Below are 15,296 nucleotides of genomic sequence, written 5' to 3' on the forward strand. Positions count from 1 at the left end.
ATCTGCCAACAAAAATCCACGGGCAAAATTGGCAAAACCAGCTCATTACCATGAGTTTGCCGTCAAATTGACCGGAATTTGCATGGGTTTATAGTATTATCTTGCGGCAAACCTCACGCTCATGCTCCGTCTCTCATTCATGCAAAAAATGTTAAAAAAATACGGTCTGCTGGTCTGGCTATCCCTGATCCTGATTGCAGGTTTTGTCTCCACGACCGTGGCATCTTTTGTTGTTTCCCGTGATGCCATACAACAAGGCATCTCTGAGCAAACCCTGCCTATCACCGGTGACAATGTTTATTCTGAAATCCAGAAAGACATATTGCGCCCGGTTTTTGTGTCTTCGCAAATGGCGCATGACACGTTTTTGCGTGACTGGATCATCAATGGCGAAGAAGACAAAGACCAGATCGTCAAGTACCTGAAAGAAATCAAACAAAAAAACCATGCGATTTCCAGTTTCCTGGTGTCAGATCAAAGCCACAATTATTATCATGCCGACGGCGTCCTGAAGACCATCAGCGATACCGAGCCACGTGATCAATGGTTCTTCCGGGTACGTGGTTTGAAAAGCGAATATGAAACCAATGTCGATGCCGACATGGCCAATCGCGACACCATGACCATCTTCATTAATTACCGTATCCTGGATTATTCAGGAAAACTCATCGGCGTCACTGGCATAGGCATGACGCTCGATACCATGAAAACCCTGATAGACAGTTATCAGACCCGCTTCCGCAGGAATATCTTTTTCGTCGACCAGAAAGGCAATATTGCCCTGGCTGGCAATAATATGAAAAAGATACGCAGCAACCTCAGCAATATGCCTGGACTGAGCAGCCTGGCACCGCAAATCCTGGCTAACCGCAAGAGTGAATCCCAGCATCTTGAATACAAGAGCGAAAGCGAAACCATACTCGTCAATGCACGCTTCATCCCTGAGCTGGGCTGGCATTTGCTGGTGGAACAGGAAATGGGGAACGAGATCAAGCCCCTGCAAAATATCTTCCTCATCAACATCGCCATCAGCGCTGGCATCACTCTGGTCATCATGGTGATACTCTTACTGACAGTCAGGCGTTATCAAAAGCGTCTGGAAAAATCAGCCTCCACCGATACCCTGACCAATTTGCTGAACCGCCAGGCTTTTGATTTCGTCTTCCAGCAAGCCCTGCTCGACAGCGAACGCTCGCGCCAGCCTATGTGCGTGGTCTTGCTGGATATTGATTTCTTCAAGAAAGTGAATGACAAGCAGGGCCATCTGGTAGGTGACCATGTGCTCAAGGAAATATCCCAGATATCCAAGCGCTCGCTGCGTGAAAGCGACATCATTTGCCGCTGGGGTGGTGAAGAATTTTTGATCTTGCTGAAAAACTGTACGCTGGAAAAAGCCACGTCAATTGCCGAAAACCTGCGCAATACCATCGCCAACAATGATTTCTCGCGCACCACTGACCTGACACGCACCCGCCTGTCGATTACTGTCAGCATGGGTGTCGCTGAATGCAAGGACAAGGAAAGCGAAGCCAGCGTGTTTGAACGTGCCGATCTAGCTATGTATCAAGCAAAAGAAAATGGCCGTAACAGCGTTTACTTCTCTGAGTGAGAATTCCGCGCAGCCGCCAGGTCTATGGTGGGCTGCGTAAATGCCTGGTACAAGTCCCCCGCCTGTTGATCCCAGTCGTTAAGTCTGGTTTGCTGTAAAGCGACTGTCTGCATGTCGCCACGGGCGATAGGGCCGGTCAGCGCAGCCTGCGTGCCCAGGTTGAAGACATTTTCCAGCGTCTGTCTTGCCAGTGGAGCAGCCATTTTTTGTGCCACATCTGCCGGTATACCCGCAGCCTGATAGGTGCGCAAGGCCACCTCCATCAGGGTCACCAGATAATTGCTGGCAAACACAGAACCTGCGTGATACAGCAATTTATTGTCTGCCTGAATAATCACTGTCTCTGCACCCATGGCCTGCAAGGCAGGCACCAACACAGCCAGCGCAGCCTCATCACCTTCCAAACTACAGATAGTGCCAGCAAATTGTTCTGCGAGCAGATCCACATTGGCAAAACTGCGCACAGGATGAACACTGGCAATAGCTGCGCCTGCCAGTCTGGCGGCCTGCAACTCTGTCGATGCCTTGGCACCGCTGCAATGAAAAATAAGGCTGCCTGCCTTCAGCAAACCGGCATCAACCAGTTGCTGACAGACACTGGCGATCTGGTCATCACTGACGCTCAGCATGGTCACGTCAGCTGGCTGCAATTGTGAGATACCATCCACAGCCTGCCCTGCCCCCAGCCAGGCCACAGCATCGCTGGCACTGGCCAGACTGCGGTTCAAGACCTGCTGTATGGCAAACACTTGCTGGCGCTGGAAATTTTTGGCCAGCACCTTGCCGACTTTACCGGCACCGATGATATTCAGGGTCTTCATGCTTCATTCTTCCGGGAAGCGGCGCAGGCCTTCAAGATCAAGTATGGTAATGCCACCATAATCCACACTCAGTAAATTTTTCTTTTCCAGCAGTTGCAAAGCCTGGTTGGCCCGCTGGCGCGAGACGCTGGAGATATAACCGATTTCTTCCTGCGATATCTGGATTTGCATGCTGCTGCCAGCTTTCAAACCGGGATTCAAATACGGGTGGAACATGGCAGCAAGACAACGGGCAACGCGGGTATCAGGATCGAGCATGCGGTCATATTCAACCAGGGAAATAAAAAATCCCAGACGCTCGTTCAACTGATGCAAGAGAAAGCGGTTAAACGGAATGCTGTTATCCAGCAAATACGTGAAAGTAGTACGCGGCATATGAGCCACACGGGTATCACGCAGTGCCACCACATCATAACGACGCAGTTCAGTCTTCAGTAGCGAACCTTCACCAAACCAACCACCCGCCAACATGCAGCTGAAAGTTACCGTCTTGCCGTCCGGTGAAATACTGCTCATCTTCAGAAAGCCATCGATGACACCCATCCAGTGCTCTACCGGATCGCCCTTACGGCAGACATAACCACCGGCAGGGATGAAACGTTCGACGACTTCTTCTTCTACTTTTTGCATATGTTCTGGCGACAGCATGCTAGCCCACAAGGACTTGGCAAACCGCTCTTTCGGGTCGCTGATTTTTTTTGTCATATTTGTGCAACGCACCACAGATAATTGATTCAAATTTTCAGATTGTCGGTCGAATGACAACCACCGGCGCATGAAGGGTCTACTATCCCATCAACAAAAAGAATTACGGAGACATTGTAAGCGAGTTGCTCACTACAGCGAAGACTGTAAGCCGCTACACTGGCAATTCATTTGCATCTCGCCAAACAAGGCCTACCGTAAATTTGTCCTCTCATCTGCATGTAAGCTAAGCGTAAGCATGCTGCAACGGGGATCAGAACACTCACAATAAATAAGCCCCAAAACAATAGACAAAAGGCTAGTGGTGGAGACATGAATCAAAAAGAAGCAGCGAATTCGACTTTTCCCCGGTTGCTATTGCAGCACGGGAAAACACGGCCACAACATCCGGCCTTCCGTGAAAAAGACCTGGGAATCTGGCAGACCTGGAACTGGCAGCAAGTCAATGCAGAAGTGCGCGCCCTGGCCTGCGGTCTGGCAGCACAAGGTTTCAAACGTGGCATGAACCTGGCCATCATAGGTGATAACCGCCCACGCCTGTACTGGGCCATGGCTGCCGCGCAATGCCTGGGTGGCATACCCGTGCCCTTATATCAGGATGCACCTGCTGCCGATATGGCCTATGTGCTGGAAAATGCCGAAATCGTCTTCGCTATCGTCGAAGACCAGGAACAAGTTGATAAGCTGCTTGAAATCAAGCAACAGTATGCAGGCATACAACATATCGCCTTTGATGATGATCGTGGCATGCGCCATTATCACCAGCCTGAACTGACATCCTATGCCGCGCTGCAAGAACTGGGGCGTACCTATGATCAGGCGCATCCGGAATTTTTCATGACCGAAGTAGAACTTGGCCAGCCAGATGACACTGCTGTCATGTTGTATACCTCAGGCACCACAGGTAAACCGAAGGGCGTTTGCCAGTCTCATCGCTCTTTCATGACAGCTGCCGTGGGTGGCATGGAATTTGACCAGCTTACGGCACAAGAAGATATCCTGTCTTACCTGCCTATGGCATGGGTAGGTGATCACCTGTTTTCCTTCGCCCAGGCCATGGCCGTGGGCTTTACCGTGAATTGCCCTGAATCCAGCGAAACCGTCTTGACGGATTTGCGCGAAGTCGGCCCCACTTATTATTTCGCCCCTCCACGCGTGTTTGAAAACATGCTGACCACGGTCATGATACGCATGGAAGACGCGGGCAGCATCAAGCGCAAACTGTTTGCCCATTTCATGGACCTGGCACGCCGTGTCGGTTCTGACATACTCGATGGCAAAGCCGTCAATGGCATGGACAGATTGCAATATGCACTCGGCAATCTGCTGATTTATGGCCCGCTGAAGAATGTACTGGGTTTGTCACGCGTGCGCGTTGCCTACACTGCCGGTGCCGCTATCGGCCCTGACCTGTTCCGTTTCTATCGTTCCATCGGAGTGAATCTCAAGCAATTGTATGGTTCCACTGAAACCTGTGCCTATGTCTGCCTGCAGCCGGATGGCAAAATCAAGTTTGATAGTGTAGGTGCCGCTGCACCCGGCGTTGAAGTCAAGCTCGCACCAAATGGAGAAGTGCTGGTCAGGTCAGATGCCATGCTGACTGGTTACTACAAACGCCCCGATGCAACAGCAGAAGTCATGGATGAGCAGGGTTATTTCCATACCGGTGATGCTGGCATCTTTGACCAGGATGGACACCTGAAAATCATCGATCGCGCAGCCGATGTTGGCAAGATGAACCAGGGTGATATCTTCGCGCCCAACTACATAGAAAACAAACTCAAGTTCTTCCCCTTCATCAAGGAAGCCGTGGCCTTTGGCCATGAACGTGACACCGTCTGTGCCTTCATCAATATCGACATGGAAGCCGTCGGCAACTGGTCCGAAAGACGCGGCATTGCCTATTCTGGCTACACCGACCTGGCAGCCAAGGCCGAGACTTATCAATTGATATTGTCATGCATAGAAAAAGTCAATGCTGATCTCGCCAGTGAAGACTTGATGGCAGGTACGCAGATACACCGCTTCCTGGTACTTCATAAAGAACTTGATCCCGATGATGATGAACTGACCCGCACCCGCAAAGTCAGACGCAAATTCATTGCGGAAAAATATGCGGTATTGATAGATGCCCTGTATTCCAGCAAGCGTTCGCAATTCATAGAAACCCTGGTCAAGTTTGAAGATGGCCGCCAGGGCAAGGTCAGTGCCGATTTGCATATCAGCGATGTCAAAACATTTTCTGCCCAAAAGCTGGCTGCGTAAGGAATATATAAATGGCAGATAACAGAAAAATCGGTGAAGTCATCCTGGACTTGCAAAACATCTCGCTCGCTTTTGGGGGTGTCAAAGCCCTGACCAATATTTCCTTCAACGTCAGGGAACATGAAATACGCGCCATCATAGGTCCGAATGGCGCAGGCAAAAGCTCGATGCTGAATGTCATCAATGGTGTATATCGCCCGCAGCAAGGTGACATCACTTACCGTGGCCAGCATCGCAAGGACATGAATACCTATGCGGCAGCAAAGAGCGGCATCGCCCGTACCTTCCAGAACATCGCTCTGTTCAAAGGCATGAGCGTACTCGACAACATCATGACGGGCCGTAACCTGAAAATGAAAAGCAATTTCCTCATGCAAGCCTTGTACTGGGGTCCTGCACAAAAAGAAGAAATTGCCCATCGCGAAAAAGTCGAAGAGATTATCGATTTTCTGGAAATCCAGCACATACGCAAGATACCGGTAGGCCGTCTTTCCTACGGCCTGCAAAAACGCGTGGAACTGGGTCGTGCGCTGGCAGCAGAACCTGAGATTTTATTGCTGGATGAACCCATGGCTGGCATGAACGTCGAAGAAAAACAGGACATGAGCCGCTTCATCCTCGATGTCAATGACCAGCTGGGTACCACCATTGTTTTGATTGAACATGATATGGGCGTGGTCATGGATATCTCAGACCGCGTGGTCGTGCTCGATTACGGCAAGAAAATCGGTGACGGCACACCTGCTGAGGTACTGGCGAATCAGGAAGTAATTAATGCTTACCTTGGTGTGGCGCATTAATGAAAAACCTTAAGACCATTAACCACAGAGACACGGAGACACAGAGGAAAAACTTGAGAAAATCTTTTGTTCTTCTTCTGCCTTTCTCTGTGTCTCTGTGCCTCTGTGTTGAGAGGTCTTCTGTTCAAGATTCATGTTTGCTTAACGTAAGCTGAGAGCTAGAAATGAATATTAGTTTTTTCTTTGAAGTGTTTATCGGTGGCTTGCTGTCGGGTGTGATGTATGCGCTGGTGGCGCTGGGGTTTGTATTGATTTACAAAGCCTCTGGCGTTTTCAATTTTGCGCAAGGGGCGATGGTGTTTTTTGCCGCTCTTACCTGCGTGGGCCTGACCGAGAAATTTGAGATGTCGCTATGGCTGGCGATACCGCTGACCATGCTGGTGATGGTGGCGCTGGGCTTGGCAATCGAGCGGGTGGTGTTGCGCCCTCTGGTCAATCAGCCTGAGATTACCCTGTTCATGGCGACCATAGGCCTGACTTTTTTTATCGAAGGCCTGGCGCAATTATTGTGGGGTTCGCAACCACACAAACTGACACTGCCTATCGACGATGTGCCCATAGAATATTTCATGGAAAAATTCAATATCCTGGTATCGCAATTTGATGTGATTGCTGCCTTGATTTGCGCTCTGCTGGTGACTGGTCTGGCACTGCTGTTTTCAAAAACAAAAATTGGCCGTGCCCTGCGTGCGGTGGCAGATGATCATCAGGCGGCGCTGGCCGTTGGCATTCCACTGCAACAGATCTGGGGCATAGTCTGGGCCGTCGCTGGCTTCGTCGCCCTGGTTGCTGGCTTGCTGTGGGGTGCACGCAATGGTGTGCAGTTTGCGCTGACCTTCGTGGCCTTGAAAGCCTTGCCGGTATTGATTTTGGGCGGCTTCACATCCGTTCCCGGCGCGATTGTCGGTGGCCTGATTATCGGTGCATCTGAAAAACTGGCCGAAGTGTATATAGGCCCCCTGGTTGGTGGTGGCATAGAAGGCTGGTTCCCGTATGTGCTGGCACTGCTGTTCTTGCTGGTCAGGCCTGAAGGTTTGTTTGGTGAAAAAATCATACGCAGGATTTGATATCCCGCAATTCAATATAATTAGCAGCGTAGAGGAACAACATGTTCTACCGTGAAGCAGGTCAGTTTAAAACAAGCTATCAGGCAGATAACCAGATATTCCCGATACGGCAAGACCGTATCGGTATTGCCATCGTCCTCATCGCGGCATTTGTTGCCGTACCCGGGCTGGCAACCGATTATGCATTTTCAGCCATCTTTATCCCCTTCCTGATTTTTTCTCTGGCAGCACTGGGCTTGAACATCCTGACTGGCTATGCGGGTCAATTATCACTGGGTTCAGCAGCCTTCATGGCGGTGGGTGCATTTGCATCTTATAACTTTGTCTTGCGCATACCCGGCATCCCGGTCTTGCTGGCTTTTGTGCTGGGTGGTTTATCAGCAGCCATGGTGGGTATTGCCTTTGGTTTGCCATCGCTGCGCATACGCGGTTTTTACCTGGCGGCAGCCACGCTGGCAACCCAGTTTTTCGTAGTCTGGTGTCTGACCAAGATACAGTGGTTTACCAACTACAGTTCTTCCGGCGTCATCACGGCGCAGGAAATGATCATCATGGGTATCAGCATCAATACTCCGATTAAAAAATACCTGCTGACGCTGACGGTAGTCAGCGTCATGGCCTTGCTGGCCAAGAATATGGTGAGATCGAACGTAGGCCGTTCATGGATGGCTGTGCGTGACATGGACGTGGCGGCAGAGGTCATCGGTTTCCGCCTCATGCGCACCAAGTTGCTGGCCTTTGCGGTCTCTTCGTTTTATTGCGGTATCGCCGGTGCCCTGTATGCCTATGCCTATCTGGGTACGGTAGAACCAGAGGCCTATAACCTCGACCTGTCTTTCCGCATCCTGTTCATGATCATTATTGGTGGTGTAGGTTCCATACTCGGTTCTTTCCTGGGTTCGGCCTTTATCATCCTGCTGCCCATCGTACTGAATCTGATTGCACACGGATTGTCTTTGCCTACCAACGTGGCATCGAACCTGGAACTGATGGTATTTGGCGCGCTGATCATTTTCTTCCTGATCGTTGAGCCACATGGTCTGGCGAGGTTGTGGCAAATCACCAAGGAAAAATTACGGCTCTGGCCTTTCCCGCATTAAGTGACAGTAACAAGATTAGTACCAACAGTAAAAGAGAGTTCATAATAAAGATGCTTCAGCTTTGCAAAAAATTTGTACAAAGAACTAGAAAAGCATCAGGCAATATCCATCCAAAACCACAAGGAGACAATATGAAACTGCTTAAATCCCTGCTGATGGCATCGGCAATCCTGGGTGCTGTCAATGCGGCCCAGGCGAGTGATCAATTCATTCCCATCCTGTCGTATCGCGTAGGCCCGTATGCGGCTGGCGGTTCAGGCTTTTACGGCGGTGCCATTGATTATTTCAATCTGGTCAATGCCAAGGGTGGTTTGAATGGCGTCAAGATTTCATGGGAAGAATGCGAGACTGAATACAATGCTTCGCGCGGTGTTGAATGCTATGAGCGACTGAAAAAAACCCAGGGTGGTGCCTCACTGGTAGAGCCTTTGTCTACCGGCATTGCCTACGGCATCCTGGACCGTGTTGCTGAAGACAAGATTCCATTAACGACACTGGGTTATGGCCGTTCTGATGCGGCCAATGGCAAGGTCTTTCCGTATGTATTCCCACTGATCACCAGTTACTGGAACCAGGCTGCGGCCATGACAAAATACCTGGGTGATAAATCCGGAGGTCTGGACAAACTCAAGGGCAAGAAAATAGTCCACCTTTACCATGATTCTGCCTTTGGTAAAGAACCTATCCCGGTACTGGAAGCACAAGCCAAGCAATATGGCTTCGAGCTCATTAAAATCCCGGTTGCCCATCCTGGTAATGAACAACAATCGCAATGGCTGCAAATTCGCCAGGCCAATCCTGATTACGTGATCCTGTGGGGTTGGGGCGTCATGAATGCGGTGGCCATCAAGACCGCGCAACGCAATGGCTATTCACGCGAAAAAATGCTGGGCGTCTGGTGGGCAGGTTCAGAAGAAGATGCTATTCCCGCTGGTGATGCGGCAAAAGGCTATACCGCGATGACTTTCAATACACCGGGCAATTACCCTGTGCTGGATGAAATCCGCAGCAAGGTGTATGCAGCTGGCAAGGGTAACCTGGGTGATAAAACCCGCGTCGGTACTGTGTATCACATGCGTGGTGTGACAGCCGCTATTTTGTGGACAGAAGCCATCCTGAAAGCGCAGGAAAAATTCGGCAAGGGCAAGCTCATGACGTCCGAGCAAATCCGCTGGGGCTTTGAAAACCTGAACGTCGATGAAGCCCGCCAAAAAGCTTTGGGCGCGATGGGCATGTTCCCGCCTGTAAGAACTTCTTGCGAAGATCATGAAGGCTCAGGTGCCGTCAAGGTACAGCAATGGACAGGCGATAAATGGAAAGCCATCACGCCTAACTGGGTCACTGGTGACAAGGCCTTGACACGCGCGATGCTGGAAGAGTCATCCAACAAATATGCAGCGGAGAAAAAAATCACGCCTGCCTGTTTGAAATAAGCCAAAGGTAAGTAAGAACCTGTTTACGATCTGTAGCGAGCGAGCGTCAGCGGGGTGAAGAGCAGCGCAAAAAGCGGAATGTACTTCTAGTACATGAGCATTTTGAGCAGCGCATGAGCCCCGATCACGCTCGCGCAGTAAGATCGTGAGCAGGTTCTAAGCGACGGAGGCATGGCCTCCGTCACATTGGCAATACCAATTCATTGCAAATCAAGATCATGAGCATACACAGCATTACGGCAGAAGTGGCAAAAATGGAACAAGCAGCAACTACCGATATCGCCTATCTCAGTGTCAACAATATCGAAGTCATCTACGATCATGTGATCCTGGTGTTGAAAGGTATTTCCCTGCAAGTACCGCAAGGGAAAATCGTCGCCTTGCTGGGTGCCAATGGAGCGGGTAAATCAACCACGCTGAAGGCGATCTCGACGCTGCTGCGTAACGAGCGCGGCGATATCACCAAGGGCGATATTACTTTCCGTGGGCAACGTGTTGATCACCTGACACCGAATGAACTGGTCAAGCGTGGCCTGTCACAAGTCATGGAAGGCCGTCATTGTTTTGCCCACTTGACGGTGGAAGAAAACCTGTTGACGGGTGCGTATACACGCAGTCTGTCGCGCAGTGAACTCAAGGCCGAGCTGGAAAAGGTCTACCACTACTTTCCGCGCTTGCGTGAGCGTCGTAATTCACAGGCTGGCTATACCTCGGGTGGTGAACAGCAGATGTGCGCAATTGGTCGCGCGCTGATGGCCAAGCCATCGATGATCTTGCTGGATGAACCATCGATGGGTATCGCACCACAACTGGTGGAAGAGATTTTTGAAATCGTCAAAAGCTTGAATGTAAAAGAAAAAGTGTCTTTCCTGCTGGCCGAACAAAATACCAATGTCGCCCTGCGCTATGCCGACTTTGGCTACATCCTGGAAAACGGCAGGGTCGTTATGGAAGGCGAGGCAAAAGACCTCAGCAGCAATGAAGACGTCAAGGAATTTTACCTCGGTGTCTCAGGCGCAGGCCGCAAGAGCTTCAAGGATATGAAATTTTATCGCAGGCGCAAACGCTGGCTGGCATGAGAACCTGCTTACGATCTTAAGTGCGAGCGCGGTTGTTGCTTATGTGGAGCTCATGCGCTGCTCAAAATGCTCATGTACTTAGAGTACATTCCGCTTTTTGTGCTGCGTTCTTGTTACTCTGACCCCGCTGACGCCCGCTCGCTACAGATCATAAACAGGTAAGAACAAAGCAAAACAAGACAAATCAACCACTATAGAGCATGCTCATGAGTGACTATCTGGACGCCCTGGAAACCCGCAATCCACAAAGCCGCGAACAAGCGCTGGTGAACAAGCTACCGCAATTGATTGCCCACGCCCAGACTGCAGAAGGCTGGGGCAGGATATTGCAGGGTGTGGCTGCGCATGACATCAAGAGCCGCAGCACGCTGGCGCAATTGCCTGTCACCCGTAAATCTGACCTCAAGGATTTGCAAAAAGCCTTGCCGCCGTTTGGTGGCCTGAATACTACCCCGGTGCGGCAGATGGGACATATCTTCATGTCACCCGGCCCCATCTTTGATCCTGAAGGGCGCGGCCAGGACTGGTGGCGCTTTGCCCGCCCCATGCATGCAGTTGGCCTGCGTGCCGGCCATCTCTTGCAAAACTGTTTTTCCTACCATTTCACACCTGCCGCCTTCATGGTGGAAAGCGCCGCTGCCCGGCTGGGTTGCGCCGTTATTCCGGCTGGCATAGGCCAGACTGAAATGCAGGTACAGGCCATGGCTGAATTGCGACCTGACGCCTACATAGGTACACCAAGTTTTCTGAAAATCATCCTGGAAAAAGCGTTAGACATGGGTGCCGATATTTCCAGCGTACAGCGTGCCATCGTCGGTGCCGAAGCCCTGCCACCGTCCTTGCGCAAATGGTTGCAGGAGCATGGTGTGGCTCATGTATTGCAAATCTATGCGTCTGCCGACATAGGCAATATCGCTTATGAAAGCATGACAGATGGACAGGTCAATCCCGGCATGATACTGGACGAGGACTTGATACTGGAAATCGTGCGCCCCGGCACGGGTGACCTTGTGACGGAAGGAGAAGTCGGTGAGGTCGTCATTACCTCCTTCAACCCTGATTACCCACTGATACGTTTTGGCACTGGCGACATGTCAGCGATACTGCCAGGCATTTCACCCTGTGGCCGCACCAACCAGCGCATCAAGGGCTGGATGGGGCGGGCGGACCAAACGACCAAGGTCAAGGGCATGTTTGTCCATCCTTCGCAAGTTGCAGAGGTCGTCAAGCGCCATCCTGAAATCATCAAGGCCAGGTTAGTGGTGACTGGTGAAATGGCAAATGATGTCATGAGCCTGCATTGTGAAACTGCTGCAGGCAACCCTAGCTTGCAGGCAGCTATCGTCGATAGCTTGCGCGATGTGACCAAATTGCGTGGTGACGTGCAATTTGTTGGTGCGGGTAGCCTGGCTAATGATGGGAAAGTTATCGACGATGCCCGCAAGTACGAGTAGTCCAACAACACCTCACTAAATTTGTAGCAACAAAAACCACGGAAAAGCCCGCTTTTCCGTGGTTTTTGTCTCTCTTGCACCAATATTCCAAAAATATTCTATAGTAGTTAGGTAAACCAAATATAGATGAGTCTGCTTGTCTGCAGGCACGTCCTCACTGTTGTCCCTAATTTCACCCTGCAACCACCTCACCGGATGGAGAACCGTTCCATGACTGCACTGAATATCAATAGCAAAGATCACCAGGTTGATGCCGACCCTTCCACCCCCGTACTATGGGCCCTGCGTGATTCCCTGGGCCTGACTGGCACCAAGTTTGGCTGCGGTGCAGCATTGTGTGGCGCCTGCACCGTGCACCTGAATGGCCAGGCGATACGCTCTTGCATCACGCCTATCTCTTCTGTCGCTGGGCAAAAAATCACCACCATAGAAGCCATGAGCCAGGACAAGGTCGGCAAAGCCGTACAAGCCGCCTGGATCAAGCATGACGTGGCCCAATGCGGTTACTGTCAAAGCGGCCAGATCATGAGCGCCACGGCATTGTTGAAAACCAACAAGAAACCCAGCGATGCCGATATCGACGGTGCCATGGCAGGCAATATCTGCCGATGTGGTACCTATGTGCGCATCCGCGCTGCCATCCATGATGCTGCATCCACTTTGGCCTGAGGAGAATAACCATGCATTTTGAAGCCCGCCTCGATGAGATGCCACGCCATTTGCAAAACCTCTTGCAATCCACCACACCCGAAACACCATCTACTGGCCTGAGTCGCCGCAGTTTTTTGAAGATGGCAACAGCCAGTGGCTTTGCCCTGGGTTGCTATCCCATGCTGGCAACAGCACAGGATGCAGCCACCAAAGCACCGGCAGGCCTGAAGCCTACCGAACAACCAGGTGCATTCGTACAGATCGCCAAGGATGGCACGGTCACCGTCACCTTCAACCGCCTGGAATTTGGTCAGGGCGTGCAAACCAGCCTGCCCCTGATACTGGCCGAAGAACTCGACGCCGACTGGTCCAAGGTTCAAAGCGCGAATGGTAATAACCACCCTGCCTATGTCGACCCCGCATTTGGCATGCATTTGACTGGTGGCTCAAACTCCATCGCTCATTCCTACACCCAATACCGCGAACTGGGTGCCCGCACCCGTGCCATGCTGGTACAGGCAGCAGCAGAACAATGGAAAGTCGACCCTGCCAGCCTGCGTACCGAAAATGGCAATGTCATCGGCCCCGGTGGCAAGAAGCTGGGCTATGGCGAGCTGGCAGATGCCGCCATGAAATTGCCTGTACCAGAAAAAGTCACGCTGAAAGACCCGAAAAACTTCCGCCTGATAGGCAAACCCACAGGTCGCCTCGATGCCAAAGCGAAATCCACAGGCACACAGGATTTTGGTATTGATACCCACCTGCCCGGCATGCTGACTGCGGTAGTAGCACGACCACCGGTATTTGGTGCCAGGGTCAAGACTATTGATGACACTGCCGCCAAAGCCATCAAGGGTGTCAAGGCAGTGTTGCGCGTGCCGACAGACCGTGGTGGCGAGGGTGTGGCAATTATCGCGACTGGCTATTGGCCAGCCAAACAGGGCCGCGATGCCCTCAAGCTGGAATGGGATACCGATGGTGTGGAAAAAGTTGATTCCGCCAAAATGCTGGCCAGCTATAAAGAATTAGCCAAGAAGCAAGGTGCCCTGAAATTTAATGATGACGTCTCGAAAATAGCGACGGCGCCGCATAAGCTGAATGCCGAATTTGTCTTCCCCTATCTTGCCCACACACCTATGGAACCGCTGAACTGCACGGTCGCCATCAAGGGTGACAAGGCAGAATTGTGGATGGGCACGCAAATGCCTGGACTCGATGGTTTTGCAGCTTCCAAGACCCTGGGGTTGAAGCCTGAAAATATTGCAGTGCATACCCAGTATGCAGGCGGTGGCTTTGGCCGTCGTGCGATAGCCACCAGTGACTATGTAGTGGAAGCCTGCAATGTTGCCAAGGCAGCGCAAACTGCGGGGCTGGATGCACCGATACGCACGCTGTGGAGCCGTGAGGACGATGTCAAGGGTGGTTATTATCGCCCAATGCATTTGCACAAGGCCGAAATCGGTTTTGATGCCCAGGGCAATATCCTCGGTTGGGACCATGTCATCGTTGGTCAGTCCATCGTCGGTGGCACACCTTTCGAATCCATGATGGTCAAGGATGGCGTGGATATCACAGCAGTCGAAGGCATGAAAGAACCGTATGAAATGCCGATGCGCCTGTCTGTCCATCATCCCAAGATCAATGTGCCAGTCTTGTGGTGGCGCAGCGTGGGCTCTACCCATACTGCTTTTGTCATGGAAACCCTGCTCGATGAAATTGCCCAGACTACCAAGCAAGACCCGGTAGCTTACCGCCTGAAACTCATGGGTGACAAACATCCACGGCATAAAGCGGCATTGCAACTGGCGGTGGAAAAATCTGGTTATGGCAAGAAGAAATTGCCCGCTGGCCGTGCCTATGGTGTGGCTGTGCATGAATCATTTTCGTCGGTCGTCGCTTATGTGGTTGAAGCTTCCATGAAGAATGGCCAGCCCAAGCTGCACAAGGTCACTGCGGGTGTGCATTGCAATCTGGCCGTCAACCCAAAAAGCATAGAAGCACAGGTGCAGGGTGCGGCACTGATGGGTCTCTCCATGTGCTTGCCAGGTGCTGCCATTACGCTCAAGGATGGTGTGGTCGAGCAAAGCAACTTCAGTGATTTTGTTGTGCCACGCATTACCGATATGCCACAGATTGCCGTACATATCGTCCCTAGTGCAGACGCACCTACCGGCATGGGTGAGCCTGGCTTGCCAGCACTGGCACCGGCTTTTGCGAATGCCATCGCCAGGGTCAGTGGCAAGCGCTGGCGTGAGCTGCCTTATAAACCGGTATAAGCAAAGCTAACTATTGTTACTTGCATGCAAGAAACA

Annotated in this window: 12 protein-coding genes; 10 read left to right on the forward strand and 2 right to left on the reverse strand. The window is 51.5% G+C overall.

The window, feature by feature from the left end; all coding sequences use genetic code 11:
• Nucleotides 1–148 precede the first annotated feature (148 nt).
• Nucleotides 149–1,609 (forward strand): sensor domain-containing diguanylate cyclase, encoded by a 1,461-nt coding sequence (locus tag ACO0LD_RS20990; RefSeq protein ID WP_423010126.1) that lies wholly within the window; start codon nt 149–151, stop codon nt 1,607–1,609.
• Here ACO0LD_RS20990 and ACO0LD_RS20995 read toward each other — a convergent pair.
• Together ACO0LD_RS20995 and ACO0LD_RS21000 are read right to left on the reverse strand one after the other, a co-directional pair.
• A complete protein-coding gene (locus tag ACO0LD_RS20995) occupies nt 1,594–2,430 on the reverse strand; it encodes a Rossmann-like and DUF2520 domain-containing protein (RefSeq protein ID WP_423010127.1) in 837 nt (278 codons plus the stop codon). The genes ACO0LD_RS20990 and ACO0LD_RS20995 overlap by 16 nt on opposite strands.
• A 3-nt stretch (nt 2,431–2,433) precedes the next feature.
• Nucleotides 2,434–3,135: a Crp/Fnr family transcriptional regulator gene (locus tag ACO0LD_RS21000; RefSeq protein ID WP_423010128.1), complete on the reverse strand. Its 702-nt coding sequence runs from the start codon at nt 3,133–3,135 to the stop codon at nt 2,434–2,436.
• Nucleotides 3,136–3,447: 312 nt separating this feature from the next.
• On the opposite strand from ACO0LD_RS21000, the gene ACO0LD_RS21005 reads away from it, so the two are divergent.
• The 9 genes from ACO0LD_RS21005 to ACO0LD_RS21045 all read left to right on the forward strand — a co-directional run bounded on the left by ACO0LD_RS21005 (nt 3,448) and on the right by ACO0LD_RS21045 (nt 15,260).
• Nucleotides 3,448–5,400, forward strand: a complete 1,953-nt coding sequence (locus ACO0LD_RS21005) for an AMP-dependent synthetase/ligase (RefSeq protein ID WP_423010129.1) — start codon at nt 3,448–3,450, stop codon at nt 5,398–5,400.
• 11 nt (nt 5,401–5,411) lie between these two features.
• Nucleotides 5,412–6,200, forward strand: a complete 789-nt coding sequence (locus ACO0LD_RS21010; protein WP_186955877.1) for an ABC transporter ATP-binding protein — start codon at nt 5,412–5,414, stop codon at nt 6,198–6,200.
• A gap of 170 nt (nt 6,201–6,370) precedes the next feature.
• Nucleotides 6,371–7,267, forward strand: coding sequence for a branched-chain amino acid ABC transporter permease (locus ACO0LD_RS21015; protein WP_211324411.1), 897 nt, complete (start codon nt 6,371–6,373; stop codon nt 7,265–7,267).
• Nucleotides 7,268–7,308: 41 nt separating this feature from the next.
• Nucleotides 7,309–8,367: a branched-chain amino acid ABC transporter permease gene (locus ACO0LD_RS21020; protein WP_423010130.1), complete on the forward strand. Its 1,059-nt coding sequence runs from the start codon at nt 7,309–7,311 to the stop codon at nt 8,365–8,367.
• A gap of 131 nt (nt 8,368–8,498) precedes the next feature.
• Nucleotides 8,499–9,800: an ABC transporter substrate-binding protein gene (locus tag ACO0LD_RS21025; protein ID WP_423010131.1), complete on the forward strand. Its 1,302-nt coding sequence runs from the start codon at nt 8,499–8,501 to the stop codon at nt 9,798–9,800.
• A gap of 254 nt (nt 9,801–10,054) precedes the next feature.
• Nucleotides 10,055–10,879: an ABC transporter ATP-binding protein gene (locus tag ACO0LD_RS21030; RefSeq protein ID WP_423010247.1), complete on the forward strand. Its 825-nt coding sequence runs from the start codon at nt 10,055–10,057 to the stop codon at nt 10,877–10,879.
• Nucleotides 10,880–11,085: 206 nt separating this feature from the next.
• Nucleotides 11,086–12,333: a phenylacetate--CoA ligase family protein gene (locus tag ACO0LD_RS21035; RefSeq protein ID WP_423010132.1), complete on the forward strand. Its 1,248-nt coding sequence runs from the start codon at nt 11,086–11,088 to the stop codon at nt 12,331–12,333.
• Nucleotides 12,334–12,543: 210 nt separating this feature from the next.
• Nucleotides 12,544–13,002: a (2Fe-2S)-binding protein gene (locus ACO0LD_RS21040; protein WP_423010133.1), complete on the forward strand. Its 459-nt coding sequence runs from the start codon at nt 12,544–12,546 to the stop codon at nt 13,000–13,002.
• 11 nt (nt 13,003–13,013) lie between these two features.
• Nucleotides 13,014–15,260 (forward strand): molybdopterin cofactor-binding domain-containing protein, encoded by a 2,247-nt coding sequence (locus ACO0LD_RS21045; protein WP_423010134.1) that lies wholly within the window; start codon nt 13,014–13,016, stop codon nt 15,258–15,260.
• Nucleotides 15,261–15,296: the final 36 nt, after the last annotated feature.

The organism is Undibacterium sp. Ji83W, from assembly GCF_049340385.1.
GTDB lineage: Bacteria > Pseudomonadota > Gammaproteobacteria > Burkholderiales > Burkholderiaceae_D > Undibacterium.